Origin of the sequence: Rhodococcus sp. IEGM1428, from assembly GCF_050321865.1 — a bacterium.
Lineage (GTDB): Bacteria > Actinomycetota > Actinomycetes > Mycobacteriales > Mycobacteriaceae > Rhodococcoides.
Window position 1 is genome coordinate 1683589 of sequence record NZ_JBNQFW010000001.1, and the last position, 25057, is coordinate 1708645.

The 25057-nt window shown below is 63.8% G+C and carries 22 protein-coding genes; 13 read left to right on the forward strand and 9 right to left on the reverse strand.

The window, feature by feature from the left end:
• Positions 1 to 21 precede the first annotated feature (21 nt).
• From ACQR3T_RS07760 to helR, 4 genes are all read left to right on the forward strand, one after another.
• Positions 22 to 684, forward strand: coding sequence for a class I SAM-dependent methyltransferase (locus ACQR3T_RS07760; RefSeq protein ID WP_428692921.1), 663 nt, complete (start codon positions 22 to 24; stop codon positions 682 to 684).
• A 218-nt stretch (positions 685 to 902) separates the two neighbouring features.
• Positions 903 to 3098, forward strand: a complete 2196-nt coding sequence (locus ACQR3T_RS07765) for a sensor domain-containing protein (RefSeq protein WP_428692922.1) — start codon at positions 903 to 905, stop codon at positions 3096 to 3098.
• A 225-nt stretch (positions 3099 to 3323) separates the two neighbouring features.
• Positions 3324 to 3740: a hypothetical protein gene (locus tag ACQR3T_RS07770; RefSeq protein WP_428692923.1), complete on the forward strand. Its 417-nt coding sequence runs from the start codon at positions 3324 to 3326 to the stop codon at positions 3738 to 3740.
• Positions 3741 to 4030: 290 nt separating this feature from the next.
• Complete coding sequence (gene helR / locus ACQR3T_RS07775; RefSeq protein ID WP_428692924.1) at positions 4031 to 6208, forward strand: RNA polymerase recycling motor ATPase HelR; 2178 nt, start codon at positions 4031 to 4033, stop codon at positions 6206 to 6208.
• On the opposite strand, the gene ACQR3T_RS07780 is transcribed toward helR, so the two are convergent.
• Complete coding sequence (locus ACQR3T_RS07780) at positions 6169 to 7068, reverse strand: LysR family transcriptional regulator (protein ID WP_037173691.1); 900 nt, start codon at positions 7066 to 7068, stop codon at positions 6169 to 6171. The two genes, helR and ACQR3T_RS07780, sit on opposite strands and share 40 nt — an antisense overlap.
• 72 nt (positions 7069 to 7140) lie before the next feature.
• On the opposite strand from ACQR3T_RS07780, the gene dapA reads away from it, so the two are divergent.
• From dapA to ACQR3T_RS07810, 6 genes are all read left to right on the forward strand, one after another.
• Entirely contained in the window at positions 7141 to 8085 is a 945-nt protein-coding gene (gene dapA / locus ACQR3T_RS07785; RefSeq protein ID WP_428692926.1) for a 4-hydroxy-tetrahydrodipicolinate synthase, read from the forward strand.
• 6 nt (positions 8086 to 8091) lie between these two features.
• On the forward strand, positions 8092 to 10476 hold the full coding sequence (locus ACQR3T_RS07790; RefSeq protein ID WP_428692927.1) for an ATP-binding cassette domain-containing protein: 2385 nt from the start codon (positions 8092 to 8094) through the stop codon (positions 10474 to 10476).
• Positions 10477 to 10518: 42 nt separating this feature from the next.
• A complete protein-coding gene (locus ACQR3T_RS07795) occupies positions 10519 to 11073 on the forward strand; it encodes an isochorismatase family protein (RefSeq protein ID WP_428692928.1) in 555 nt (184 codons plus the stop codon).
• 19 nt (positions 11074 to 11092) lie between these two features.
• Positions 11093 to 11770, forward strand: a complete 678-nt coding sequence (locus ACQR3T_RS07800; RefSeq protein ID WP_428692929.1) for a GAP family protein — start codon at positions 11093 to 11095, stop codon at positions 11768 to 11770.
• A 22-nt stretch (positions 11771 to 11792) separates the two neighbouring features.
• Positions 11793 to 12593: a HugZ family protein gene (locus ACQR3T_RS07805; RefSeq protein WP_428692930.1), complete on the forward strand. Its 801-nt coding sequence runs from the start codon at positions 11793 to 11795 to the stop codon at positions 12591 to 12593.
• Positions 12594 to 12700: 107 nt separating this feature from the next.
• On the forward strand, positions 12701 to 14104 hold the full coding sequence (locus tag ACQR3T_RS07810; protein ID WP_428692931.1) for an NAD(P)/FAD-dependent oxidoreductase: 1404 nt from the start codon (positions 12701 to 12703) through the stop codon (positions 14102 to 14104).
• Positions 14105 to 14189: 85 nt separating this feature from the next.
• Here the strand turns inward: ACQR3T_RS07810 and ACQR3T_RS07815 are convergent, their stop codons facing one another.
• From ACQR3T_RS07815 to ACQR3T_RS07850, 8 genes are all read right to left on the reverse strand, one after another.
• Positions 14190 to 14858, reverse strand: a complete 669-nt coding sequence (locus ACQR3T_RS07815; protein WP_032377931.1) for an urease accessory protein UreD — start codon at positions 14856 to 14858, stop codon at positions 14190 to 14192.
• Positions 14859 to 14864: 6 nt separating this feature from the next.
• Positions 14865 to 15569, reverse strand: a complete 705-nt coding sequence (ureG, locus tag ACQR3T_RS07820) for an urease accessory protein UreG (protein ID WP_032403459.1) — start codon at positions 15567 to 15569, stop codon at positions 14865 to 14867.
• Positions 15570 to 15621: 52 nt separating this feature from the next.
• Entirely contained in the window at positions 15622 to 16278 is a 657-nt protein-coding gene (locus tag ACQR3T_RS07825) for an urease accessory protein UreF (RefSeq protein ID WP_032377933.1), read from the reverse strand.
• Positions 16278 to 17999 (reverse strand): urease subunit alpha, encoded by a 1722-nt coding sequence (locus tag ACQR3T_RS07830; protein ID WP_428692932.1) that lies wholly within the window; start codon positions 17997 to 17999, stop codon positions 16278 to 16280. Before ACQR3T_RS07830 ends, ACQR3T_RS07825 begins: the two co-directional genes overlap by 1 nt.
• Positions 17999 to 18631 carry an urease subunit gamma gene (locus ACQR3T_RS07835; protein ID WP_052065074.1) on the reverse strand — a complete coding sequence of 211 codons (633 nt, stop codon included), beginning with the start codon at positions 18629 to 18631 and terminating at the stop codon, positions 17999 to 18001. Before ACQR3T_RS07835 ends, ACQR3T_RS07830 begins: the two co-directional genes overlap by 1 nt.
• A gap of 85 nt (positions 18632 to 18716) precedes the next feature.
• A complete protein-coding gene (locus ACQR3T_RS07840; protein ID WP_428692933.1) occupies positions 18717 to 19985 on the reverse strand; it encodes a DUF6986 family protein in 1269 nt (422 codons plus the stop codon).
• A gap of 5 nt (positions 19986 to 19990) precedes the next feature.
• On the reverse strand, positions 19991 to 20452 hold the full coding sequence (locus ACQR3T_RS07845) for a PaaI family thioesterase (protein WP_032377935.1): 462 nt from the start codon (positions 20450 to 20452) through the stop codon (positions 19991 to 19993).
• Positions 20453 to 20675: 223 nt separating this feature from the next.
• Positions 20676 to 21437, reverse strand: a complete 762-nt coding sequence (locus tag ACQR3T_RS07850) for a hypothetical protein (RefSeq protein ID WP_032377936.1) — start codon at positions 21435 to 21437, stop codon at positions 20676 to 20678.
• A 179-nt stretch (positions 21438 to 21616) separates the two neighbouring features.
• On the opposite strand from ACQR3T_RS07850, the gene ACQR3T_RS07855 reads away from it, so the two are divergent.
• From ACQR3T_RS07855 to ACQR3T_RS07865, 3 genes are all read left to right on the forward strand, one after another.
• Positions 21617 to 23092 carry an iron chelate uptake ABC transporter family permease subunit gene (locus ACQR3T_RS07855; RefSeq protein WP_428692934.1) on the forward strand — a complete coding sequence of 492 codons (1476 nt, stop codon included), beginning with the start codon at positions 21617 to 21619 and terminating at the stop codon, positions 23090 to 23092.
• 101 nt (positions 23093 to 23193) lie between these two features.
• A complete protein-coding gene (locus ACQR3T_RS07860; protein WP_230592516.1) occupies positions 23194 to 24189 on the forward strand; it encodes a FecCD family ABC transporter permease in 996 nt (331 codons plus the stop codon).
• On the forward strand, positions 24186 to 25055 hold the full coding sequence (locus ACQR3T_RS07865; RefSeq protein ID WP_428692935.1) for an ABC transporter ATP-binding protein: 870 nt from the start codon (positions 24186 to 24188) through the stop codon (positions 25053 to 25055). Before ACQR3T_RS07860 ends, ACQR3T_RS07865 begins: the two co-directional genes overlap by 4 nt.
• Positions 25056 to 25057 lie beyond the last annotated feature (2 nt).

Sequence of the window (25057 nt, forward strand, 5' to 3'; positions counted from 1 at the left end):
TTCTGAGAGGCGAACCACCACATGACATCGCTATCCACCCGAGCTGGGGCGGCCCCGTACACCAAGCTTGTCCTACGACTGTACGACCTGTGGGTGATCCGACTTTCGAACAGTTTCGGATGGCGTTGCAACAGAGCTCATTTCGTCGATCTCTACCGACGGCACATCGGTCACCGCCACCTGGAGGTCGGCCCAGGATCCGGCTGGGCCCTCGCCAACATCGACCTCCCTGCCGATATCGACCTCACCCTCCTGGACCTCAACGCCAACTCACTCGAACACACTGCATCCCGACTGGATGTTGCTCTCACGCTGATCGAACACGATGTTCTGGTGCCATTGGACGAGAGCATCGAGAAGTTCGACTCGGTGTCGATCAACTATGTTCTGCATTGTCTTCCCGGTGACTGGTCCACGAAGGCCGTCGCGCTGACAAACCTGGCGGAGACGCTGACGCCGGAGGGAGTGTTGTTCGGATCGACCGTGATCGGTGTCGACCAGAGGTTCACCGCCCTCGGCAAGGCGCTGATGTTCGCCTACAACCAAACCGGCGTGTTCGGAAATCGCCAGGACGATCTGCCCGGCCTTCGCCGGTCACTGTTCGAAATATTCGAGCAAATCGAGGTGACGATGGTCGGCAACGTCGCGATCTTCGTGGCTCGACGGCCTCGCACACGACCATAGGCCCAGAAGGACCGTCGGTGCGCCTCCGGAGCCGCACCCGTTGCTATCAACGCCGCCTGTGCACGAGTCTTGTCCACTACGCCGGCCGTCGCTCTGATCCATGCGTGTCGAGCAGATAGTTCGGGGCCCGTCGTGGCAATCGTGCACACTCACCGCACCCGCCGAATAGCATTGACTCGGCGGCGCTCGGATCACGGGCGAGCCGGATCGGAGGACCGGTGAAAGATCTCACGGGCGATCCGGTGAGCCTTCGGTCGTTTCTCGATCGATTCCCGGACTTCGTTTCCCTGTCCGACTTCTCGGGAAAGATCCTCTATATCAATCCTGCAGGCTTGGAACTGACCGGATCGACGAGCCTATCCGCTGCCATGGAGTTGAGTGCGCTCGAATTCCTCACCCCGGGTGGGCTCGATCTCGCGGCAGGTATCGGTGACGGTCTGCGCATCGACGGAAAGTGGGAGGGATACTGCGAATTACGCCATCAGATGACCGGTGCCGAAATTCCGGTGATGGTCACCGCCTATTCGATCGATTCCGGCGACGGTGGGCCCGACTTGGTTGCTTCCATCATTCGCCATCGTCACACCGTCGAACAGCGCAATGCTCGGATGGCCGCAGACGTACTCGTCGCAGGTCGGCATGCTCGAGAACAGAAAGCTCTTGCCGACCTCAGCAGATTCGCCGTCATCGCCGACCTACCGACACTGCTCACCGCCGCGACCGATACCGCCGCAACCTTGATCGGTGTCGGAAACTCGGCAATTTCCCATCTCGAACGCCCCGACGATCCTTACCTGACCATGGACGCAGCAAGCGGTGTACTCGGTATACGGCACGATGTTCCACCGGGAGACGGTTCGCTGATGGGGTTCGTCCTGGCGAACTCCGAGCCGGCCGTGTGCAACGACCGCACAGTCGAGACGCGTTTTCGCACTGAAACGATGGCTGCTTTCGGGCTGCGCAGCGGAGTGGGAGTTCCGATCTTCGACGTTGCAGGCGCCGCCTGGGGTGTGCTCACAATCCACAGCGTGGAGGCCCGTCTCTACCGCGACGAGGAGGTGTCGTTTCTCGGTTCCGTCGCTGGGATCGTCTCCGCGGCAATGAGAAGGATCGACCTGGAACGCCAGCTGAGACGACGCAGTACACACGACGCGCTCACCGGTCTGCCGAACCGAACGCTCGCCTACGACGTCATCGACGCTGCGCTGGTTCGCGCGCGGCAACAGCTCGGCACTGTTGCGCTGCTGTTGCTCGACATCGACGACTTCAAGATCATCAACGACAGCCTGGGCCATGATGCCGGTGACAGGGCGCTGGTCAAGTTCGTCGATCGACTTGCCTCGGCAATTCGAGAAGCCGATACAGTTGCGCGCCTTGGCGGAGACGAGTTCCTGATCGTGTGTGAGGGAGTGGACAGCGTCGAGCATGCGCAAGAACTCGCGCGGCACATCTCGAGTTCGATCGCGGTGCCGTTTTCTGCCGTCGATGTTCCGATCCCCCTCAGCGCGAGTATCGGCATCGCTGTATCCGACCGAAATTCGACGCGACAGGAGCTCATTCACCGTGCGGACCTGGCCATGTACCGCGCGAAGGACAGCGGTACGGGCGGCCATGCCGTCTTCGATCCGACCGATCTCTACGACGCCGATCGCATCAGGTCACTCTCGATAGATCTCAGGGCGGCCCTGAAAGCGAACGAACTCACGTTGGCTTATCAACCGCTGGTGGAGATCGCGACTCGAAAGGTCGTTGCGGTCGAGGCGCTGGCTCGATGGAATCACCACCACCTCGGACCGATAGAACCCAGCGAATTCGTCAGCGTCGCCGAGAGAACCGGCCTTGCAACGCCGTTGGGCACCTGGGCTCTTCGCACCGCGTGTGCCGCTGCGGCACGATGGCGCACGTTCTCCGACATCGTCGTTCGCGTCAACGTCAGCGCACTCCAACTTCGAGATCCGGATTTTCCGAAAGAGGTTGCGTCCGTGTTGACAGACACTGGACTTCCCGCTTTCGCCCTCGGTTTGGAGGTCACCGAAACCGTTTGGGTCGCGGACACCGAACGAGTTGCCGACACCGTCTCTACGCTGCATTCGATGGGTGTCACTCTGCTGCTCGACGACATGGGAAAGGGACACAGTTCCATGTCGTATCTCGACCGCTATCCCATGTTCGAGAGTTTCAAGATCGACAGGTCGTATATCGCCCGACTGCCGGCCCCACGCGCCTGCGCCATCATCTCGGCGATCGTCGCACTCGCCCGGGCATTCGATGTCACCGTCGTCGGGGAAGGGGTCGAGACCGAGGAACAACTCGAGGCATTGGCCGCTGCCGGATGCGATTTCGCCCAAGGGTTCCTGTTGGGACGACCGGTCGATGCCGACGCGATCGCAGATTTACTGCTCACCGATCCATGAGTGGCGAGCAGCGACCACGTTCGTGATAGCGTGCCGAAGCAGAGCTACTCGCATAGCCACCCCAGCTGCAGCAGGCACCCGCGTCGCCTCCGCCAGCGCTCGACGGGCAAGGTCTTTTACGGATCTGCGATCGAAGACCTTTTTGTTCGTTGCTGCACGCCGTGTCCTCGACCTCCGACCGGTGCAGTGGTGCCGCGGGGCCGCTGCACAGAATTCGGAACTACGGTGACCAAGAACCACGCCGAGAAGCGAGCAGCACGAGCCTACGCACAATCGCACCTGCTCCCCTACCGTCAGGCTCTGACGTCGGTGAGAGCGGCCCGTGCCGATCGCGCATCGTTGTCGCCTTTCGCGGAGCGCCTGCTGATCGAGGCCGTGGAGGGATGCGGAATTCGCCACTGGGCGCGTGTCGAGGAATGTGACGGCGTCGCTCGGGCGGCGATAACCGACCTCGGCGGCGAGCGGTTCGTACTCACCGTCGACAGTGTGCTGATCGTGCTGCGTGAACACCTCGACGACAATCCGACACTGCAGCCGAACGACATCGACAGCTACTTCGCCGACGAGACCGTGCAACGCATCCTGTTCGGCGGCATCATCTACCGACTCGAACTTCATCGCGGCAGAGGTCTCGTAGCGTGATCCTGGAATCGTATGAGTTGTTTCGCAGTCTCTTCGATGATGGTCGCTGCAGACGACGTGTAATCCTGGATTTCCGCGCGAGTTGAACTGCGCCAGCGGCAAGCAAGCCGGTTCCGGCAAGAGGAAGACATCCAGGCAGTAGCACAGACATGCGATCGGGCCATGGGTTCGGAAAGCGAGGATCACCTCTTTCCACTTTCAATGTATAGCGCACCCCGGGGCTTGCGGCAAGACCCCGTACAGGGCTCAGAATGGCTCGCTACCGTCATGAATCAGTCGATCGGAGTTCTGTGAATCCTGTGCGCCCACGCGTCTTCGACCTGCCCGATAGTCTCTCTCGCAAGCGCGATCCAGAGCTGATCGAGGTTGATCAGCAACACTTTTCAGCAATCTATTCGAGTATCGAGACGTCTCGATCCGATACGACGGATCGGCTGAACACCATCCAGAAGTCGTCGGGCCGGATGGGTCAGGAGGTGATGGAGCGAGACTTCGAGGTCCATCGACTGCGCGGGCGTCTTCGTTCACTGCATCGCTATGGGATCGATCTGTGTCTGGGTCGCATCGTGCCCGTCGACTCGGACGAGCCTGTGTACATCGGGCGCCTCGGACTGTTGGGGAACTCGGGCGAGCAACTTCTGGTGGACTGGCGCTCCCCCGCTGCCGAGCCCTTCTTCGGTGCGACCCACGCAAACCCGATGGGGCTCCAGAGTCGCCGACGCTATCGATGGACGAACGGCGTCATCACGGACTTCTGGGACGAGGTCTTCGACTCGACAGGGCTCGACTCCGATGCGGCGCTCGACGATCAATCGGCATTCATCGCCAGCTTGGGTACCGAACGCTCGGCGCGGATGCGGGACGTACTGGGCACAGTACAAGCAGATCAGGACGCGATCATTCGAGCAGATGCGCGCGGAGCGCTTGTCGTCGACGGTGGGCCGGGAACCGGGAAAACGGTTGTCGCTCTTCACCGTACTGCCTATCTTCTGTACACGGATTCACGCATCGGACACAACCGGGGCGGAGTCTTGTTCGTGGGCCCGCACGAGCCGTACCTCGCCTATGTCTCCGACGTCCTGCCGAGTCTCGGCGAAGACGGTGTACAGACCTGCACCCTCCGAGACCTCGTTGCAGAAGGAACGTACGCAACAGAAGAGCCCGATTCTTCTGTGGCGCAACTGAAGTCCACTCTCGGAATGATCGACGCAATCGACGCGGCCGTCGCGTTCTACGAGCAACCGCCCACCCAGAACATGATCGTGGAAACAGAATGGGCCGACCTGAGACTCACTCCGGACGATTGGATCGAAGCGTTCGGGGCAGCCGAGCCCGGTACCCCGCACAACGAGGCACGAGAACAGATCTGGGACCTACTCCTCACAATTCTCACGGAGCGATACGACGGCGACGAGTCCACCCAGGAAGTACGACGGTCTCTGCAGCGCAACAAGCATCTACGTCGGACGCTCGAAAACTCCTGGACAATCATCGAGGCCGCCGACCTCGTTGCCGACTTGTGGAGCGTGCCGACGTATCTCCGTCGATGTGCACCCTGGCTGAGTGCCGAGCAGGTGCGCATGCTGCAACGAACCGATCCGACGCGATGGACACTGGCCGATCTACCCCTGCTCGATGCCGCGCGCATGCGGCTCGGAGATCCCGAGCATGCGCGGCGCATGCAACGCCGCGAGGCAGCTTCGGCAGTCGAGCGGACGCGGATGGATCGCGTCGTCGACGAACTCATGGCTGCCGACGACGACGAAATGATGGCTGCACAGCTTCGCCAGGACGGAATTCGCGATGCGCTCGTCGATCGAGCCGGATTCGAGGAGATCCCCATCGACCCACTGGCCGGACCGTTCGCACACATTGTCGTGGACGAGGCTCAGGAGCTGACGGATGCGCAGTGGCACATGGTGCGCCGCCGCTGCCCTTCGGGCAGCGTCACAGTCGTCGGAGACCGCGCGCAGTCGCGTCGTGGGTTCTCCGAATCCTGGCTCGAACGGCTCGGACGAGTGGGGATCGACCACATCGACGTTGCCACCCTCGGCGTCAACTACCGCACCCCGCGAGAAGTGATGGCGGTGGCCGAGCCGGTGATCCGTGCAGTGTTGCCGGACGCCAACGTCCCGGTGTCGATTCGCAGCAGCGGTGTGCCTGTCGAGTACGGCAACTCGGCAGATCTGTCGTCGATCCTGGAAAGGTGGATGGAATCGAACACCATCGGAATCGGCTGTGTCATAGGCGATTCTACGTTCGCGGGATCCGAACGCATACGCTCACTGACGCCCCAACTGACCAAGGGGCTCGAATTCGATCTGGTCGTCCTCGTCGACCCGGAGTCGTTCGGGCCCGGAATCGCCGGTGCCGTCGACCGCTACGTGGCAATGACACGAGCTACCGGGCGGCTGACAATTTTGACCTCTCAGCTCGAGGCCGGGTTCAGGACGTCCAGTACCGCGTGAATTGCGGGGCTCGCATTCGCACTGTGCCTCCAGGCCGCCTGCACCTCACGCGTGGGAGTGCGTGCCGGTGACACTGCAACGAGGCCGACGCTCAGAACCGGCCGTGCGAGACGAGGAACGAGCGCAAGAACGTCGTCCCCTTCGACCAGTGCGAGCTGGGTCGAAAAATCATCGACGAGATGGCGAACTACTACGTCGGTGGGTGTGTCGGCGAACAGCCGACGGAACCACTGATGGCACACCGTTCCCGCCGGGCTCGTCACCCACGGGTAGCGGGCGAGTTCGGAATGGGTCAGCGCAGACTCCCGTCCGGCGAGTGGATGAGTACGCTTCATGATCACGTCGCCGTAGTCGGTATGGATCGGTCGTCGGACGATCGAGGGCGGCGCCGCCGCCGGTACACCGTCCGCGTCGTGCACCAGCGCCAAGTCGGCGGTACCCGCGTGGACGCTGTGCAGGGCGCGATCGGGATCTTCCTCGCTGATGTGGACGGTCAGATCGGGATACCGCCGGTGCAGTCGGCTCAGCGCAGGTGCCACCAGACCGCGAAGGGCGGTCGAGAAGCCGACGAGGCGCACGACCCCACGAGCGACGCCTTCGTCCGCGGAGCGTGCCGACTCCACGCAGCGCTCTAGGGCATGGAACACCTCGTCCGCAGAGTCGACCACCGCTCGACCGGCCGGGGTGAGTACGACGCCTCGGCCGGCCTGCGCCAACACCGGCGTCCCGATCTGCCGTTCGAGTCGTTTGATCTGTTGGGAAATCGCAGACGAGGTGTATCCGAGCTCGTCGGCCGCCCTGGCCAGGGTTCCCAGGGCAGCGACCGCGCGCAATGCATGGAGTGCGCTCACATCGATCATGAAGCAACACTACGCAATAATGCCGATAATCCATCGCTGGACCGTAGGTGTCGGGCCGACCACACTCACCTGGTGACCAATTCCGCGCCTTCTTCCTCGTCGATTTTCGGCACCAATCTCGTCGCCATGGTGACGCCCATGCAGCCGGACGGAACTATCGATCGCTCCGGCTTCGACGCACTGCTCGTGCACCTGCTGTCGACCGGATGCGACGGAGTCGTCGTCGGTGGCACCACCGGTGAAGCACCGACTCTGACCTCTCACGAGATGTCGGAGCTGATCACGCAGGCCCGAGTGCACTCGAACCATGCCCTTCGGGTGATCGCCGGAGTCGGTACCAACGACACGGCGGCGGGAACGGACATGGCTCGGTCCGCTGCAGCGGCCGGTGCCGATGCACTACTGATCAGCGCCCCCCACTATTCGCGCCCCACCCAGGCAGGCATTGCGGCGCACATCGTCGACATCGCCGGAGCCGGTGGGCTTCCCGTCATGGTGTACGACGTCCCGGCGCGCACGGGCATCGCCATCGAGCAGGCGACGTTGATCGAACTGTCCCGACATCCCTCGATCAGGGCGGTCAAAGACGCAAAGGGCGACCTCTACGAAGCCATGACTGTCATGGCCTCGACGGAGCTTGCCTACTACTGCGGAGTCGACGAGCTTGCTCTCCCCTACCTCTGTTGTGGCGCAACAGGTTTGGTCAGTGTCACCGGCAACGCCGTGGCCGACCGGTACGCCGAGATGATCGAAGCCGTACGGACCGGCGACCTGGATCGGGCAAACGCAGTACAGCGGGCACTGTTGCCGCTCACCGACGCCGTCATGCGTACGACGCAAGGAGCCATCATGGCCAAGGCTGCACTGGTCAGGATCGGTGTGCTGTCCGGCGCAACCGTCCGCCGTCCACTCCTCGAGTCGTCGACAACCGACCTGAGGCGATTGGACGCGGCACTGTGCGCCACCGGAATCGATCAGGAATCGAGAAGCGTGGACATCCCGGTGCGACTAGCCTGACTGCTCATGGCGACGAAGAAGGTCACGCAGGTCTCGGAACCGCACGCTGCCGATAGTCACGATTTGATTCGTGTACAGGGAGCACGGCAGAACAACCTCCAGGACATCGACGTGGACTTGCCCAAGCGACGGCTCACCGTGTTCACCGGTGTGTCGGGCTCCGGCAAGAGCTCACTGGTCTTCAGCACTATCGCTGCGGAATCGCAGCGGATGATCAACGAGACCTACAGCGCCTTCGTCCAGGGATTCATGCCGACACTCGCCCGACCCGACGTCGACGTCATGGACGGGCTCACCACGGCCATCATCGTCGATCAACAGCGCATGGGTGCCAATCCTCACTCCACCGTCGGTACGGCCACCGACGCCAATGCCATGCTTCGCATTCTCTTCAGTCGAGTCGGTAAACCGTATATCGGCTCAGCACAAGCTTTTTCGTTCAACGTTGCATCGGTCTCCGGTGCAGGTGCCTACAAGGTGGACAAGGGTGGCCGTCAGACCACCGAGAAGAAGTCCTTCTCCGTCACCGGCGGCATGTGCCCACGCTGCGAGGGTCGAGGTTCGGTCAGCGACTTCGATCTCACCGCCCTGTACGACGCGAGCAAGTCCCTCAACGAGAACGCCATCACGATTCCCGGCTACAGCATGGAAGGCTGGTACGGCCGAATTTTCCGCGGCTGCGGTTACTTCGACCCAGACAAGCCCATCGCGAAGTACACGAAGAAGGAACTCGACGATCTGCTCTACCGCGAGCCCACGAAGATCAAGGTCGAGGGCATAAATCTGACCTACTCCGGACTCGTACCTCAGATTCAGAAATCGTTCCTGTCCAAGGACGTCGAGGCAATGCAGCCGCATATCCGCGCCTTCGTCGAACGCGCGATCACCTTCACCACATGTCCCGACTGCGACGGAACCCGACTCAACGCGGGAGCGCGATCGTCGAAGATCAAAGGCATCAACATCGCCGACGCCTGTTCGATGCAGATCAGCGATTTGGCCACATGGGTTGCAGGCCTGAAGGAACCGTCGGTGGCACCATTGTTGACGACGCTGAGCGAGACCCTGGACTCGTTCGTGGAGATCGGGCTCGGATATCTGAGCCTGGATCGTCCCTCGGGGACGTTGTCCGGTGGAGAGGCCCAGCGTACCAAGATGATTCGCCACCTCGGCTCCTCGCTGACCGACGTGACGTACGTGTTCGACGAGCCCACGACCGGCTTGCACCCGCATGACATCGAACGGATGAACAACCTGCTGTTGCAGTTGCGAGACAAGGGAAATACGGTGCTGGTCGTCGAGCACAAGCCCGAGACGATCTCGATCGCAGATCACGTGGTGGATCTGGGTCCAGGTGCCGGCAGCGCGGGCGGGCACGTGTGCTTCGAGGGCACCTTCGAGGGATTGCGACACAGTGACACGGTCACCGGTCGGCATTTCGACGATCGAGCGTCGCTCAAGGACTCGGTGCGTGGGTTCTCGGAAGTATTAGAAATTCGCGGTGCGAACTCACACAATCTGCGCGACGTGGACGTCGACGTTCCACTCGGAGTGCTGGTCGTCGTCACCGGCGTCGCAGGCTCGGGCAAGAGCTCGCTGATTCACGGGTCGCTCTCGGGCACAGACGATGTGGTGTCGGTGGACCAGGGTGCCATCCGTGGTTCACGGCGAAGCAACCCCGCGACGTACACCGGCTTGCTCGAACCGATACGGAAGGCTTTCGCCAAGGAGAATGCCGTCAAACCGGCTCTGTTCAGCTCCAACTCCGAAGGCGCGTGCCCGACGTGCAACGGCGCAGGCGTCATCTACAGCGACCTCGCGATGATGGCCGGGGTGGCCACGACGTGTGAGGTGTGCGAGGGCAAGCGGTTCCAAGCTTCGGTACTCGAGTACCACTTCGGCGGTCGCAACATCGACGAGGTGCTGTCCATGTCGGTCGCAGAGGCCGAGGAGTTCTTCTCCGACGGCGCAGCCAAACTGCTCCCAGCGCACAAGATTCTGCAGCGCTTGAACGACGTCGGGCTCGGCTACCTGAAGATCGGACAGCCGCTGACGACGCTCTCGGGTGGCGAACGCCAGCGCCTCAAGCTCGCCACACACATGGCAGGCAAGGGTGGGGTCTACGTGCTGGACGAACCCACCACCGGACTGCATCTGGCCGATGTCGACAAGCTGCTCGGGCTCCTCGACAGACTGGTCGACTCGGGCAAGTCGGTGATCGTGATCGAGCATCACCAGGCGGTGATGGCACACGCCGACTGGATCATCGATCTGGGCCCCGGTGCCGGACACGACGGCGGGCTCGTGGTGTTCGAAGGAACGCCGTCCGATCTGGTGGCGGACGGTTCCACGCTCACCGGCCGACATCTGGCCGCGTACGTCGGGAGTTGACGTGCAGGCACTCGGACGAGACATCTTTCGGAAGGAATTGTTGTGACCACCCTGCCCGACCGCCACACAACCGCACTTCTGATCGTCGACGTACAGAACGACGTGATGGTGGGTGTGCACGAGCGAGAACGCGTGATCGACAACATCGTGTCCCTGGTGACCCGCGCACGGGAGACGGGTACTGCGGTGATCTGGGTACAGCACGCGGCCGACGAGGAACTGCACTTCGGGACGGACGGGTGGAAGCTTCTGGAGGTGCTACCTGTGGCTTCGAGCGACCCGATCGTGCACAAGAAACACGGAGACGCCTTCGAGGACACAACGATGGAGGCCGAGCTGACAGCGGCCGAAGCCGGGCATGTCGTGGTCGTAGGCGCGCAGACCGATTTCTGCGTCCGATCCACCCTTCACGGCGCTCTGGTGCGCGGATACGACGTGACGCTGGCGAGCGACGCACACACGACGGAAGATCTGACGAAATGGGGAGCTCCCCTGCCCGAACAGGTCATCGCACACACCAATCTGTACTGGGACAACCAGACCGCGCCCGGACGTACCGCGGCGGCAGTGGCGACGAAAGATATCGCCTTCACCTGACCGATACCCTGAACCTTCCATGGTGACTTTGCTGCTCGCGCTCGTCGGCTTTGCGATACTCGATTCGCTCGACGTCTTGCTGATCGGCGTCACTGCCGCTATTGCGGTGCACTCGAGAACCACCCGGCGGTCGCCGTTCCGAGCCGGGCTGGCCTTCGTCGGCGGAGTGTTCACGGCGACGACGGCGTTCGGCATTGTCACCGTTCTCGGCATCGACTTCGTCACGGATCTGTTCGACTTCACCGTCACTCCCACGGTCCGGTATCGCACGGAGTTCGTCGTCGGGCTGGTCCTGATCAGCCTCGGCGCGCTGCGCACCGCCGAGCGTCGCCCACCGGCATGGGCCGCCCGAGCCGGCTCCAGCATTCCCGTGGTCGCCCTGACAGGGTTGACGATCGGTGTGGTGCAGGGCCCGACGGCAGTGCCGTACCTCGCCGGGTTGACGATGCTCTCGACCTATGTTCCCCGCCCGCAGTGGTGGCCTGCCATAGTCTTCGTCTACTGCCTGATCGCACTGATTCCGCCCATCCTCGTCCTGATTCTGGCGTCCAGGAAGAGTCGACGTTCCAGGCGGGCGTTCGTCACCACCGTGCGTGGCTTGACGCGGTACGGCCCGCCGACGGTGCGCGTCATCTTCGTCGTGCTCGGTGTCGCATTGCTCGCCGACGCTCTGGTTCATGCCCGAGACCTCCTGTAGGTCGTCGCCTAAGCTTCTGCGCATGGCACTCGATCACGGCGACCCCGGTGACGCTCCGTCCGTTCCCCCTCCCCTGTCTCCCGTGGTCGCCGACCGTCGTCCCTCGGCGGCCGAGGAGGCGCGTACGATTGCGGCGTCCACCAACATTGCGACCCTTGCGAGCCTGACCGCACACGGCGATCCCTGGGCATCGTTCGTCACGTACGGATTGCACGGCGGCGCTCCGGTTCTGTGTGTGTCGCGGATGGCCGAGCACGGGCGCAACCTCGCAGGCGATCAGCGCGCGAGCCTGTCGATCGTGGCACCGCAATCGCAGACCGATCCGTTGGCGTCCGGCCGAATCACTCTGGCCGGCGTGGTCGAACGCCCCGAGGGAGACGAGCTGGCCGCTGCCCGCGAGGCGCATCTCGCGGGGGTGCCCGCGGCGAAGTACTACCTCGACTACAGCGACTTCACGCTCTGGATCATGCGCGTGCATCGGGTCCGATGGGTCGGCGGATACGGGCGGATGGATTCGGCAACCGCCGAGGACTACGCCGAGGCCGCAGCCGATCCGGTATCGCCCAGCTCCGCATACGCGATCGAGCACCTGAACGCCGACCACTCGACGTCTCTGACGGCGATGGCACGCGCACTGGGTGGCTATCCCGATGCCACGTCCGCCGAATGCACCGCCGCGGATCGCTACGGACTCGATCTGAAGGTGCTCACGCCGCGCGGAGTCGCGTACACCAGGGTTGGCTACGCGGCTCCGATCGACTCGGCTGGGGAACTACGGGCCGCAACGGTGGAACTGGCGAAGCGAGCGGTGGGCGGGCGCTAGTTTTCCGCTGCGCTCCCCCGTCTGTACCGGTACAGCCACCTCGCCGAGACGCCGCGAACGATGGCGGCTACCGTTGTGCTTACATCTCAACGTCTAGGGAGCAGGTAATGAGCATCCAACCGGTCGAATCGAAGCGTCATCGTGTCGTCGTCATCGGTTCCGGGTTCGGAGGTCTGTTCGGCGTCAAGGCGCTCAAGAAGGCCGACGTCGACATCACCCTCGTCGCCAAGACGACGCACCACCTCTTTCAGCCGCTCCTCTACCAGGTCGCGACGGGCATTTTGTCCGTCGGCGAGATCGCTCCCACCACCCGCGTCATTCTCCGCAAGCAGAAGAACGCCGAGGTGCTGCTGGGCGACGTGTTGAACATCGACCTCGAGGCCAAAACGGTGACGTCCAAGCTGCTCGAACGCATCACCGTCACTCCCTTCGACAGCCTGATCGTCGCGGCCGGAGCGCAGCAGTCCTACTTCGGCAACGATCACTTCGCCGAGTTCGCGCCCGGCATGAAGACCATCGACGATGCACTGGAACTACGCGGACGCATCCTCGGTGCCTTCGAGCAGGCAGAGCTCTCCGATGATCAGGAGGAGAAGGACCGCCTCATGACGTTCGTCGTCGTCGGGGCCGGCCCCACCGGTGTGGAACTGGCCGGGCAGATCGCCGAGCTCGCCGATCGCACCCTCGACGGAGCTTTCCGCAACATCGATCCTCGCGACGCCCGCGTCATCCTGCTCGACGCAGCGCCCGCCGTGCTGCCGCCGATGGGCGAAAAGCTCGGCCGCAAGGCTGCCGAGCGACTCGAGAAGCTCGGCGTCGAAATCCAGCTCAACGCGATGGTCACCGACGTCGACAACGACGGCCTGACCGTCAAGGAGAAGGACGGCACGACGCGTCGCATCGAGGCGCAGTGCAAGGTCTGGTCGGCAGGCGTTCAGGGCAGCCCCCTCGGCAAGCAGCTCGCGGATCAGTCCGGTTCGGAGACCGACCGGGCCGGACGTGTGCTCGTCGAACCCGATCTGACCGTCAAGGGCTACCCGAACGTGTTCGTGGTCGGCGACCTCATGTCGGTCAAGGATGTACCGGGCATGGCGCAGGGTGCCATTCAGGGAGCGACGTACGCCGCCAAGCGGATCAAGGCATCGGTGAAGGGCGAGGACGACCCTGCTCAGCGTGCGCCGTTCAAGTACTTCGACAAGGGCTCGATGGCAACGGTGTCGCGGTTCAACGCAGTCGCCAAGGTCGGCAAGCTCGAGTTCGGTGGCTTCATTGCATGGCTGATGTGGCTTGCGTTGCACCTGTACTACCTCGTGGGCTACCGCAGTCGAATCACCACCGTCATCTCCTGGTTCGTGACCTTCCTCGGCCGCGGTCGCGCCCAGATGGCATCGACCGAACAGCAGGTGTTCGCGAGGTTGGCCATCGAACAACTGAATTCTCTCGAACGCGCGGGTGCCGTCGAGCCGGACACCGCCGAGACGGAACAGGAACGCGAGAAGGCAGCGGGCTGACCCACCGCTGACCCCAGCTTCGAGACATCGCATCGGCCGACCGAACACCGTCGGCCGATGCGATTCTTCGTTCGGCGTGCCGATCTCACGTACTCGAATCACTGGGCGGCAGGCGGTGCCCCACCGAAGTAGTCAGCGAGCCGCCTCCTGCCAGAGCCAGCCGAACGCTTCCGCCGCGCAGATCGACCTCGGACGCACGATCATCGGGGTATTGCAACGTACTCGACATCGACAGTGGAGCCCACAACGCGTCGTGCGAGATCGATCCCTCGCCCAGTTCCACCCGGTGGCGCAACAACGGAGTGTCTCCGACGTCGCAGCGCATCGCACTGGTCCACCGACCCGACGCTTCCTCGAAACGCCCGATCTGCGTCCGCTCGCGCAACCACAAGTTCGAATCCTGTTGCAGCGCAATAGTATTGACCACCGAATGCGACGCGTCCGACACGACGACCATCGGCTCGGGATCGAAGATCAGAGACGCACCCGCACCCACCTCGACGTGCCACTGCGCCGACGAATGACGCAGCTGCCCACCGGGCATCGCCAGCGACGCCGCGACGCTGCGAACCTCCAGGTGTGCGCCGGCCGCCACGGAGATTCTGACGGTGATGGTGTCACCACCGAGTGGCGTTGCGGCGGTTCCGATCAGGTGGACCGTATCCGGCCCGGTCTGCCGACCGGCAAGGCCGCCCACCGAGGTGATGCGTGGGCTGCGATGCAGGCTCGCATCGATGCAGAGCTCGGTGTGCATCGACGCTCAGTGCGTGTGGGCATGCGCGTCGGCGTCGGCAACGACCTTCAGCTGCTCGCGAATCCACGCGAGTACCGTGGTCGCGGCCGGGTCGTCGGTGAGTGAGATCAGGGCAGTCGGTCGACCCTCGCGCACCTGTGCCGCATCGCGTTCCATCACACCCAGATCGGCCCCGACGTAGGGGGCCAGATCTGTCTTGTTGACCACCAACAGATCGGAGAAGGTCACACCGGGTCCACCCTTGCGCGGAACCTTGTCGCCGCCTGCGACATCGACGACGAAGATCTGCACATCGATGAGACCGGACGAGAACGTCGCGGTGAGATTGTCTCCGCCCGACTCGACCAGAATGAGGTCCAAGGGCGGATTGTTCTCGATCAGGTCGTCGATGGCGTCGAGATTGGCCGTGATGTCGTCGCGAATGGCGGTGTGCGGGCAGCCACCTGTCTGTACGGCCGTGATGCGCTCGTCCGGCAGCACCGCATGCCGACGCAGGAAGTCGGCGTCCTCGGTCGTGTAGATGTCGTTGGTCAGAACAGCCAGCGACAGCTCGTCACGAAGCTGGCGACACAGGGCAGCCACCAAAGCGGTCTTTCCGGAACCGACCGGTCCACCGATTCCCACTCGCAGCGCCTCGCCTGCCTCCCGCGCGCGTTTCGGACGATCCAGTCCGTGGTCGTGGGGCTCACCGTCGATCAGGTGCGGGGGCATGACATCTCCTTCATTGTTCGAGAACAGTCGGTCGAAACAGTGGATCGCAATTTCAGGATACGAACAACGGACGATCGCGGACGGCGTGGGCTTCGGCGAACATGTCCAGCAACGGATCCGACAACTCCATCAGCTCGGGTAGGCATTCGCACACCGAGGCGGTCACGTCGTCACAGAAGTCGCCCAACCGGATGGTGCATGCGGCAACCTCGGCCGGATCGAGCGCCAGCAGACGCTGCGCCGCGATCGCCGAACCGGTCATGGTGATGTACACCTGCACAGCCGCTGTATCGGCAACCGACAGCCCGCACGCGAGTCCCACGTGCCCTGCAGCCACGGGGAGGTGCGGCTTACGGCCGATCGATGTCCAATCATGATGCGGCCAAGCCGATTTGGCCAATCGGAGCAGACCGCGACCCTGCGCGCGTGACGCGGATCTGGCCGCCGGAGACGGCGTCCGAGCGTCACACTCGGCGTCGGCACCTTCCGTGCCGAGCGAGCCGTGGACGATCGCTGCAGCCAGCGACGCCATAGTGGCACCGGAGGTCCTGATACGACGTCGCAAGAAAGCCTCGAGTGTCGCGATGTCTCGGACGAAACCCGAGGCGATCGCCTCCTCCACTCCACCGGAATGAACGTGTCCACCGGTGGGCAGACGTGAGTCGGCAAGTGAGAGAAGCGTTGTCACCTGCAGACGAGCAGCCGTCATCAGAAGAGGAAGTATCGCTGCGCCATCGGCAGTTCGGTTGCCGGCTGTTCTTTCCACACGTCGCCGTCGATGCGCACCGTGAAGGTGTCCGGATCCACCTCGATGTCGGGCATGGCGTCGTTCAGAGCCATGTCGGACTTCCTGACGCTGCGGACGTTCTTGACCGGAACGAGCCGGCGATCGCAGTTCAGGCGGCCGGCAAGTCCATCTTCGATTGCCTGGGGAGCGACGAAGTGCAGCGATGTCGCGGCAGCTGCTTTGGGCGAGGCCCCGAACATCGGACGCGGAAGCTCGGGTTGCGGGGTCGGGATGGACGCGTTGGCATCGCCCATAGCCGCCCAGGCGATCATTCCGCCCTTGACGACCATGTGCGGACGGACGCCGAAGAACGCCGGGTCCCACAGCACCAGATCGGCCAATTTTCCCGGCTCGATCGAGCCGATCTCGTCGTCCAGCCCGTGGGCCACGGCCGGGCAGATCGTGTACTTGGCGACGTACCGCATGACGCGGTTGTTGTCGGCCCCGTTGTCTCCGGGCAGGAAGCCCCGACGAGACTTCATCACGTGCGCAGTCTGCCAGGTACGCAGAACGACCTCGCCGATCCGGCCCATTGCCTGCGCATCGCTGCCGATCATCGAGATCGCACCCATGTCGTGCAGCAGATCCTCGGCCGCAATGGTCGACGGCCGGATACGACTTTCGGCGAAGGCCAGATCCTCCGGAATCGACGGACTCAGGTGATGACACACCATCAGCATGTCGAGATGTTCGTCGAGGGTGTTGACGGTATGAGGACGCGTCGGGTTGGTCGAGCTGGGCAGCACGTGCCCTTGCGCGGCCACCGTGATGATGTCGGGTGCATGCCCGCCGCCCGCGCCCTCTGTGTGATAAGCGTGAATTCCACGGCCGTCGATCGCAGCGAGAGTGGTCTCGACGAAGCCGGCCTCGTTCAGGGTGTCCGAGTGGAGCGCGGCCTGCACACCGGCGTCCTCACACACTCGCAGGCACGCGTCGATCGCAGCAGGGGTCGAGCCCCAATCCTCGTGCAGCTTGAATCCTGATGCGCCTGCACGCAATTGCTCCCACATGGAGTCGGGGTTGACAGTGTTGCCCTTGCCGAGGAGCACGATGTTCATCGGCCAGTCGTCGAGAGCTTCGAGCATCCGGGACAGGTGCCATGCACCCGGGGTGACCGTGGTGGCCTTGCTTCCTTCGGCGGGTCCGGTGCCGCCGGCGATCACGGTGGTGATGCCTCCGCCGAGAGCTTCCTCCTTGATCTGCGGGCAGATCAGATGGACGTGACAGTCGATGCCGCCGGCCGTGACGATCTTTCCGTTGCCCGCGATGATCTCGGTCGAGGGCCCGATCACCAGATCGGGATGGACTCCGGTCATGGTGTCGGGGTTGCCTGCCTTGCCCAATGCCACGATGCGCCCGTCGCGAATACCGAGGTCGGCCTTGATGATTCCCCAGTAGTCGACGACAACCACCCCGGTGATCACCGTGTCGGGAGCTCCGTCTGCGCGGGTAGCACGCGATTGACCCATCGACTCGCGGATCACCTTGCCGCCGCCGAAGACCGCTTCCTCCCCCGCGTTGCCCGGGCCGCCGCTGCGGTCCTCGGTGACCTCGATCAGAAGATCCGTGTCTGCCAGGCGAATTCGATCACCCGTGGTGGGCCCGAACAACTGTGCGTATCGACTACGGCTCAGACGCGCCATCAGCTGTCCAACTTTCCGGGAGGTGTCATGCTCAAACCGTGGACCTCGCGCGTGCCACCGAGAGGCACGAGCCGAACTGTCTGTTCGATGCCGGGCTCGAAACGTACCGCTGTGCCCGCCGGAATATCGAGGCGGTGGCCGTGGGCACGCTCACGATCGAACTGCAGGGCGGTGTTGGACTGTGGGAAGTGCACGTGTGAGCCCACTTGAACCGGCCGATCTCCGCCGTTCACGACGACCATCGTGATCACCTCGGCACCCTCGTTGATCTCGATGTCCCCTGCGACGGTGATGATCTCGCCGGGAATCAGGTGACCGTCACCTCGCTTGGGTGAGATCGGCTCGTGCACTGTGATCAATTTCGTGCCGTCGGGAAAGGTCGCTTCGACCATCACCTCGGGAAGCAACTCGGGAACCCCACCGAGGACATCGTCGGCAGTGAGGATTTCGCGCCCCGAGGACATCAGATCTGCAACGGATCGCCCGTCCCGGGCACCCTCGAGAAGGTGATCGGTGATGACCGCGATGGCCTCGGGATGATTGAGCTTCAAGCCTCGAGCCTGACGACGACGCGCGAGCTCGGCCGCATAGCTGACGAGCAGTCGATCCTGCTCGTGCGGAGACAACCGCATTGGAGTTCTCCGTCCCGATCGGTGATGGTGCTCGGCAATTCTGACACGCTCGAGGCAGCCCGGCAGCGGAGCGCCGGTTCGCGCCTCACCCGAGGGGCACGGTCACCGATCGATCGAGCAGTCCCCGCAGGACGTCTCGGTCGATTCCCGAGGCAATTGCCTGCAGTTCGGCGAGGCCGAACGCACCCGCGTCGAGGCCTCGCACCAGCACGCCGGCCAACGCCTGCGCGGTGGCGGGTTCGTCCATCACCTCACCGCCCTGACGATCGAGGTAGCCCCCGAGTCGAGCAGCCGCGACCGGCATGGCGTGGCGAAAGAAACCGAAGGTCGCCAGCCACCGCGTCACCAGATGCCCTGGATGCATGTCCCAGCCCTGGTAGAAACCGCGTTCGAGGGACCTCGTCACCAGATCGAAGTGCCGCCGCGCCGACGCCGAAACCTGCTCCGGGCTGCCGGTGGGAACAACCTGGGTCGAACCGTCGCACACCCACACTCCGGTCTGCGCGGCTGCCACCAGCATGACGTTCTTCGCGTGGTCCGCCACCGTATGTGCCAGCGACTGCTGCGCGGACGTGATCCCACACGCGGCGCTGTAATCGTAGGTTCCGTAGTGCAGTGACGTGCAGCGGCCGTCGGCGCGCGTGATCGCCCGCGCGAGAGTCGTCGTACCGTCGGCCCCGATGACCGCCTGGGGACTCTCGATCTGCAACTCGAATCGAAGGGCGCGATCGGGCAGGCCGTGCGCGCGCTCGAGTTCCTCGCACAACGCGACCACCGCGGCCACCTGCGAGGTGGCGCGCAGTTTGGGCACGGTGAACACGAAACCGTCGGGCACTCCCCCGGCCCCGTCCAGAACGAGCTCGAGGGTGCGAATCCCGCGCCGACGCTCGTGTGCTGCAAGTCCTTTGGAACGAATACCCAACCAGGTCGGACCATCGGCATCTTTCGCCAAGGCCGCCAACGCTGCACCCGCGGCCGTTGCATGACGGTCTTCGACGACGTCAGACCGCCATCCGTACCCGTCCTCGAAATCGAATCGGAGGTCCTGGATGGGGGCCGTGCTCAATCGCGCACGAACCAGGGGCAGAACGTTCGCAGTGTCGAGTTCGGCGAATGCCTCGGGGTGAGCGTCCAGAATCGCCGAGGATGCAGCGCCCCACTCGGCGGGCACATTCGCCGAGGCTTCCGCCGCCGAGACGTACACGGTGTGGGAAGGCTGCCCGCCGATGCGGTCCCCGGGATAGTGCCGCGCCAGATCCTCGTCGATCGGCCCGAAGAGTGTCTCGAGGCGATCGAGAGCGTCGGGAGTCAGCGCGGTGACCGGTGAATCTGGATGCTGGTTGTAGCCCGTCATGGGCATCACTGTCCCAGATGTGCAGTGTTTTCGATATTTGCCAGTCGGACTCTGCCCTGAGCTACCAAGCGTCCGGTCTCGTCGGAGATGTCCACCTGCCACAGCTGCTGGGTGCGTCCACGATGAATCGGATGTCCGTGTGCGGCCAAGGTTCCCGATCGCGTGGCTCGCAGGAAGTCGGTGTTGTTGTTGGCGCCGACCACGTGTCCACGTGACCCGAACCAGGCCGATCCGCCGATGCTGGCCACCGATTCGACCACCGCGCACAGGACGCCGCCATGCATGATTCCTGCGGGTTGATGGAGCTGCGGAGTCACTGTCCACTCCGCGCGCACGTCCTCGCCGGACACCGCGAGGTATTTCAGACCGACGACTCCGTCGAATCCACGGTGGCACAGCTCAGTCAACTGTTCCGGCGTCAAGGCGTCGAAAGGCGTCTCTTCCGTGGTGCCGTTCGAGTCCGTCATTGCACTGCCTCCGGTTGCGTCGAAACATGTGGGCCGACCGTGCAGCCGACTTTCCATCAGAATTACACGACAGTCGACCCACGAAAATCGGTGGGCCTCCCGTTCGTGAAGAACGAGAGGCCCACCGTGGCAAGGACCGGGAGTCACTGCAGCCCTCAGGACTCCGGCGCGGTCCGTTGGTATGTAGTCAGCATAGGCAAACCTTAGTAGCGGCGCAAGAGCTTCAGGACACCCGAAGTCTCGCTCGTCCGGGAACCCCGGCGCGTGACCGGACGGGAGCGCCTGCGTCGACCATGGCGTCGAGCAGCATTTGACCCCGACGAGCTCCGTCGGACGCGCTCGCCCCGGCCAGAATCGGAACGTACGTCGACGCGCCGAGAATCGCGTCCCCGACCAGTGCCCAGAAGACGCGAACATCGAGCGGAGCGCGCTCCGATATCGCGCGAAACACCGCACCGAGCGACGTCGTGCAGCGATGCGCCGTCCAGACGAGCAGAGCCTCCTCGCACGGAAGGGTGACGGTGCCGGGCTCACCCGCCGAGGGATCCTCGGGCAGCACCCTCAGGATCGGCGACGCGACACCCGCCCAGTCGATTCCACCGTCGCTGTCCATGTGGATCCACATGTTGTCGATGCCCGGATCCCACGCCCGAGCCTCCAGGACCAGCAGCGCAGATACTCGGCCGACCACAGCGTGAATCAAGGCAGTGGCCACCTGAACTGCAGCAGCCTCCGGCACATCCAGATCCTCGAGCGAACGGCTGTACATCCGCTCGACACGTCCGTCCGTGAGACCGACGGCCAACTGCCACCACCGGCGCTTACCTTCGTTCGCCATGGCAGCCACCGCGTACATCCGCGGGTAGTCGGGATTGAGCGCGCGAAGAGTCTCACACGAGTCGGCCAACTGGGCCGTCCCATCGGATCGGTTCGAGAATCGATGAACATCGGCCCAGCTGGAGAATGCCGCCGTTGCAACTGACACCTGATCGCTCCTTGTAGTTCGTGGCGGGTGGATGCGTCGCACCCCGACTCGTTATGTAGGTTAGCCTAACCAGATAATTTTGGGAATCAGGTACCGCTACCCTTACCTCACCTCACATGGAAAGCAAGGGTTCCGTAACCTAAACGAGTCCCTTCGATACAGCGAGGAGTCACGACACTGTGACCACAGCTCCGCTACTCGGCCCGCACGGCGCTCGCCGGTCTCCCGATGAGCAGTACGGGACCGAGAACGTGCCCGACGGCCCGCCGCCGCGGAGCTCCTGCATCGCGGCAGGCGCCATCGACGCCCTGATCGTCGTGGTCCCGTTGTTCGTCGGATGGTCGATCGTCGACGCACTGCGTGACGACAACGGGGGCGGACAAGCGGACCGATTCGTATTCGGCGCAATTTCGGTGTGCGTCGCTCTGGCTCTGTTCGTCTGGAACCGCGGGTACCGCGACGGCAACGACGGCCAGAGCACCGGCAAGCGATGGCTGGGGCTGACGCTGCGAGACACCGTCACCCACGGCCCGATCGGCGCACGTCGAGCGCTGCGTCGCCAGTTTCGGATCGGCTCTGCGTCGTCGGAGGTGGTGCGCGAAAAGGTCGCTGCAGCAGAAGGATTCGAGCCCATTCCCAAGGACGGTTCGGTCGCTGCCATTCGGCGCCGGAGATTGCTTGGCCTGGCCGTACTCGTCGCCGCTCTCGTGGCCGGAATTCTCGCCAGCATCGCCATCGGCGCTCGACCCCTGACCTTCGCCGAGATAGCCCACGCCCTGCTGAATTCGACGGGTACCGACACCGACATCATCGTGCGCACGCTGCGAGTTCCCCGCACTGTGCTTGCACTGGTCGTGGGTATTGCGCTCGGCATCGCAGGCGCTCTCATCCAAGGGCACACACGCAACCCGTTGGCCGACGCCAGCCTGCTCGGCCTCAACTCGGGCGCGGCGTTCTTCGTCGTGATGGCCATCTACCTGTTCCGGTTCACCTCGCCGAGTCAGTACCTGTGGTTCGCGTTCGCCGGTTCGGCGGCGGCGAGCGTCGTCGTGTTCGGACTGTCGTCGATCGGGTCGGGCAGATCGAGTCCGGTCAATCTCGCGTTGGCCGGGGCCGGCGTCGCATTCTTCCTCTCGGCGATGACCAACGCCGTCGTCCTGCTCGATCAGACCAGTCTGGACGGCTACCGCTTCTGGGTGGTCGGATCGGTCGCAGGACGCGGCCTGGACGTGTTGTGGCAGGTATTGCCGTTCCTGGTGATCGGCGTCCTCATCGCAGTCGCGAGCACTCCCGGCCTGAACGTCATGAGCCTCGGTGAGGATGTCGCGCGCTCACTGGGGACCAACATTGCGGTCACCCGTACCGTCGGGATCCTCGCTATCACCCTGCTGACCGGGGCAGCGACCGCAGCATGCGGGCCGATCGCCTTCGTGGGCCTCGTCGTACCGCACATCGCCCGAGCGGTGACCGGACCCGACTACCGCTGGCTGGTCCCCTATGCAGGCCTCATGGGCGGTGTGATGCTCATGATCGCCGACGTCGTCGGACGGGTCGTCGTGCGCCCGGGTGAGCTCCAGGTGGGCATCGTTCTGGCCCTGATCGGCGCACCGTTCTTCATCGCTCTCGTTCGTCGTCGGAAGTTGGTCGGCCTGTGACAACCGATCTGCAGTCGACACCGCCGTCGTCCGACAAGGGCGTCGTTCGCGCCCGACCCGCGTTTCGTCTCGGCCCCATTTCCTTGGTCCGACGACCGCTGATGGTCATCGCCACCGTCCTGCTGGCGGCAGCCCTCGTGCTGGTGATGTGCATCAACATCGGACGTGGTGACTTTCCTCTGTCGATCGCACAGGTTCTCGACGTACTTCTCGGAGGCGGCTCGAGGATCGAGCGCTTCATCGTCATGGATCTGCGGCTGCCTCGATCGCTCACCGGCCTCCTCGTCGGAGCTGCCCTCGGTATCTCCGGAGCCATCACCCAGTCGATTTCCCGCAACGCGCTCGCCAGCCCCGACATCCTCGGTATCACCGCCGGTTCCAGTGCCGCAGCCGTCGCGCTGATCGTGCTCGGCGGAGGCGGCAGCTTCAGCGGTCTGCTCGCCACTCTGGGCCTGCCGCTTGCGGCCCTGATCGGCGGTGTGCTCACCGCCATCGCGATCTACACCCTCGCCTGGCGAAAAGGTGTCGACGGTTTCCGGCTCATCCTGGTGGGAATTGCGGTCAACGCCATGCTTACTGCCGTCATCGGATGGCTACTGATCAGCGCCGACATCAACGACGTCTCGCGCGCTCAGGTGTGGCTCAACGGCTCGCTCAACGGTGCCAACTGGGCGTCGGTCTGGCCGGTCGCGGCCGCTGTCGTACTCGTCGGCGGTGGCACGGTCATCGCGACGTTCACCCTGGGCGCGCTACGCCTGGGTGACGACAACGCCCGATCGCTCGGAGTACGCCTACAACACAGCCAGGCCATGATGCTCTTGGCTGCCGTCGCTCTCGCCGCCATCGCGACCGCCGCGGCCGGACCCATCGGATTCGTTGCGCTGGCAGCGCCGCAGATCGCACTCCGAATCCTGCGAACGCCTGGCCCGCCCATCATTGCGTCGGCACTGCTCGGTGGATTACTCGTCGTAGCGAGCGATCTGATCGCTCGAACGATTCTGCCGGTCGAACTTCCGGTCGGCATCGTCACCTCGGCCCTCGGCGGACCGTTCCTTCTGTACCTTCTCGTTCGCAGTAATCGAAAGGCTTCCGTATGACCACCAGCCACCCCTCGCGTCTGATCGCGCAGGATCTCAGCCTCGGTTACGGCGATCGCACCATCGTCGAGCACCTCGACCTCGAAATTCACACCGGAGTCATCACCACGGTCATCGGACCCAACGGCTGCGGGAAGTCGACGCTCCTGCGTTCGCTCGGTCGCCTGCTCAAGCCCAAGGCCGGCAGTGTGATGCTCGACGGCCGAGCGATCTCCTCGATGAAGACCAAGGAGGTTGCCCGGACTCTCGGCATGCTGCCGCAGGCCCCGACCGCCCCCGAAGGTCTGACTGTCGCAGACCTCGTCTCACGTGGTCGGCATCCCCACCAATCGTGGATAAGGCAGTGGAGCTCCGACGACGAGGCCGAGGTGGCGAACGCACTCGAGTTGACCGGAGTCGGCGACCTCGCCGACCGACCCGTCGACGAACTCTCGGGTGGTCAGCGTCAGAGAGCGTGGATCTCCATGGCGCTGGCCCAGGGCACCGACATCCTGTTGCTGGACGAGCCGACGACGTACCTCGACCTCGCACACTCAATCGAGGTCCTCGATCTCGTCGATCGACTGCACGCCGAGCTCGGACGGACGATCGTGATGGTGCTGCACGATCTCAATCTGGCACTTCGCTACAGCGACCGGTTGATCGTCATGAAGCAAGGGCAGATCGTTACCTCCGGCCGACCTCAGGACGTCATATCGGAGCAGTTGTTGCTCGACGTCTTCGGCCTCGAGGCCACCGTGATCGAAGACCCGATGTCCGATCGACCTCTCATCGTTCCGATCGGGACCCGGCACGTGTACGGGTCGGCCGGAGGGCCTGTCAGGTCCGCGGACGACTCTGCCGCGGGCCCATCCACAGCCGTCTAGCC

What these genes read in the sequence shown, in the direction of transcription:
- ACQR3T_RS07760 (WP_428692921.1), top strand. Translation starts at nt 22, where the DNA reads ATGACATCGCTATCCACCCGAGCTGGGGCGGCCCCGTACACCAAGCTT.
- ACQR3T_RS07780 (WP_037173691.1), bottom strand. Translation starts at nt 7,068, where the DNA reads ATGATCGATGTGAGCGCACTCCATGCATTGCGCGCGGTCGCTGCCCTG.
- ACQR3T_RS07790 (WP_428692927.1), top strand. Translation starts at nt 8,092, where the DNA reads ATGGCGACGAAGAAGGTCACGCAGGTCTCGGAACCGCACGCTGCCGAT.
- ACQR3T_RS07800 (WP_428692929.1), top strand. Translation starts at nt 11,093, where the DNA reads ATGGTGACTTTGCTGCTCGCGCTCGTCGGCTTTGCGATACTCGATTCG.
- ACQR3T_RS07805 (WP_428692930.1), top strand. Translation starts at nt 11,793, where the DNA reads ATGGCACTCGATCACGGCGACCCCGGTGACGCTCCGTCCGTTCCCCCT.
- ACQR3T_RS07810 (WP_428692931.1), top strand. Translation starts at nt 12,701, where the DNA reads ATGAGCATCCAACCGGTCGAATCGAAGCGTCATCGTGTCGTCGTCATC.
- ACQR3T_RS07815 (WP_032377931.1), bottom strand. Translation starts at nt 14,858, where the DNA reads ATGCACACCGAGCTCTGCATCGATGCGAGCCTGCATCGCAGCCCACGC.
- ureG (WP_032403459.1), bottom strand. Translation starts at nt 15,569, where the DNA reads ATGCCCCCGCACCTGATCGACGGTGAGCCCCACGACCACGGACTGGAT.
- ACQR3T_RS07825 (WP_032377933.1), bottom strand. Translation starts at nt 16,278, where the DNA reads ATGACGGCTGCTCGTCTGCAGGTGACAACGCTTCTCTCACTTGCCGAC.
- ACQR3T_RS07830 (WP_428692932.1), bottom strand. Translation starts at nt 17,999, where the DNA reads ATGGCGCGTCTGAGCCGTAGTCGATACGCACAGTTGTTCGGGCCCACC.
- ACQR3T_RS07835 (WP_052065074.1), bottom strand. Translation starts at nt 18,631, where the DNA reads ATGCGGTTGTCTCCGCACGAGCAGGATCGACTGCTCGTCAGCTATGCG.
- ACQR3T_RS07840 (WP_428692933.1), bottom strand. Translation starts at nt 19,985, where the DNA reads ATGACGGGCTACAACCAGCATCCAGATTCACCGGTCACCGCGCTGACT.
- ACQR3T_RS07845 (WP_032377935.1), bottom strand. Translation starts at nt 20,452, where the DNA reads ATGACGGACTCGAACGGCACCACGGAAGAGACGCCTTTCGACGCCTTG.
- ACQR3T_RS07860 (WP_230592516.1), top strand. Translation starts at nt 23,194, where the DNA reads ATGGTCATCGCCACCGTCCTGCTGGCGGCAGCCCTCGTGCTGGTGATG.
- ACQR3T_RS07865 (WP_428692935.1), top strand. Translation starts at nt 24,186, where the DNA reads ATGACCACCAGCCACCCCTCGCGTCTGATCGCGCAGGATCTCAGCCTC.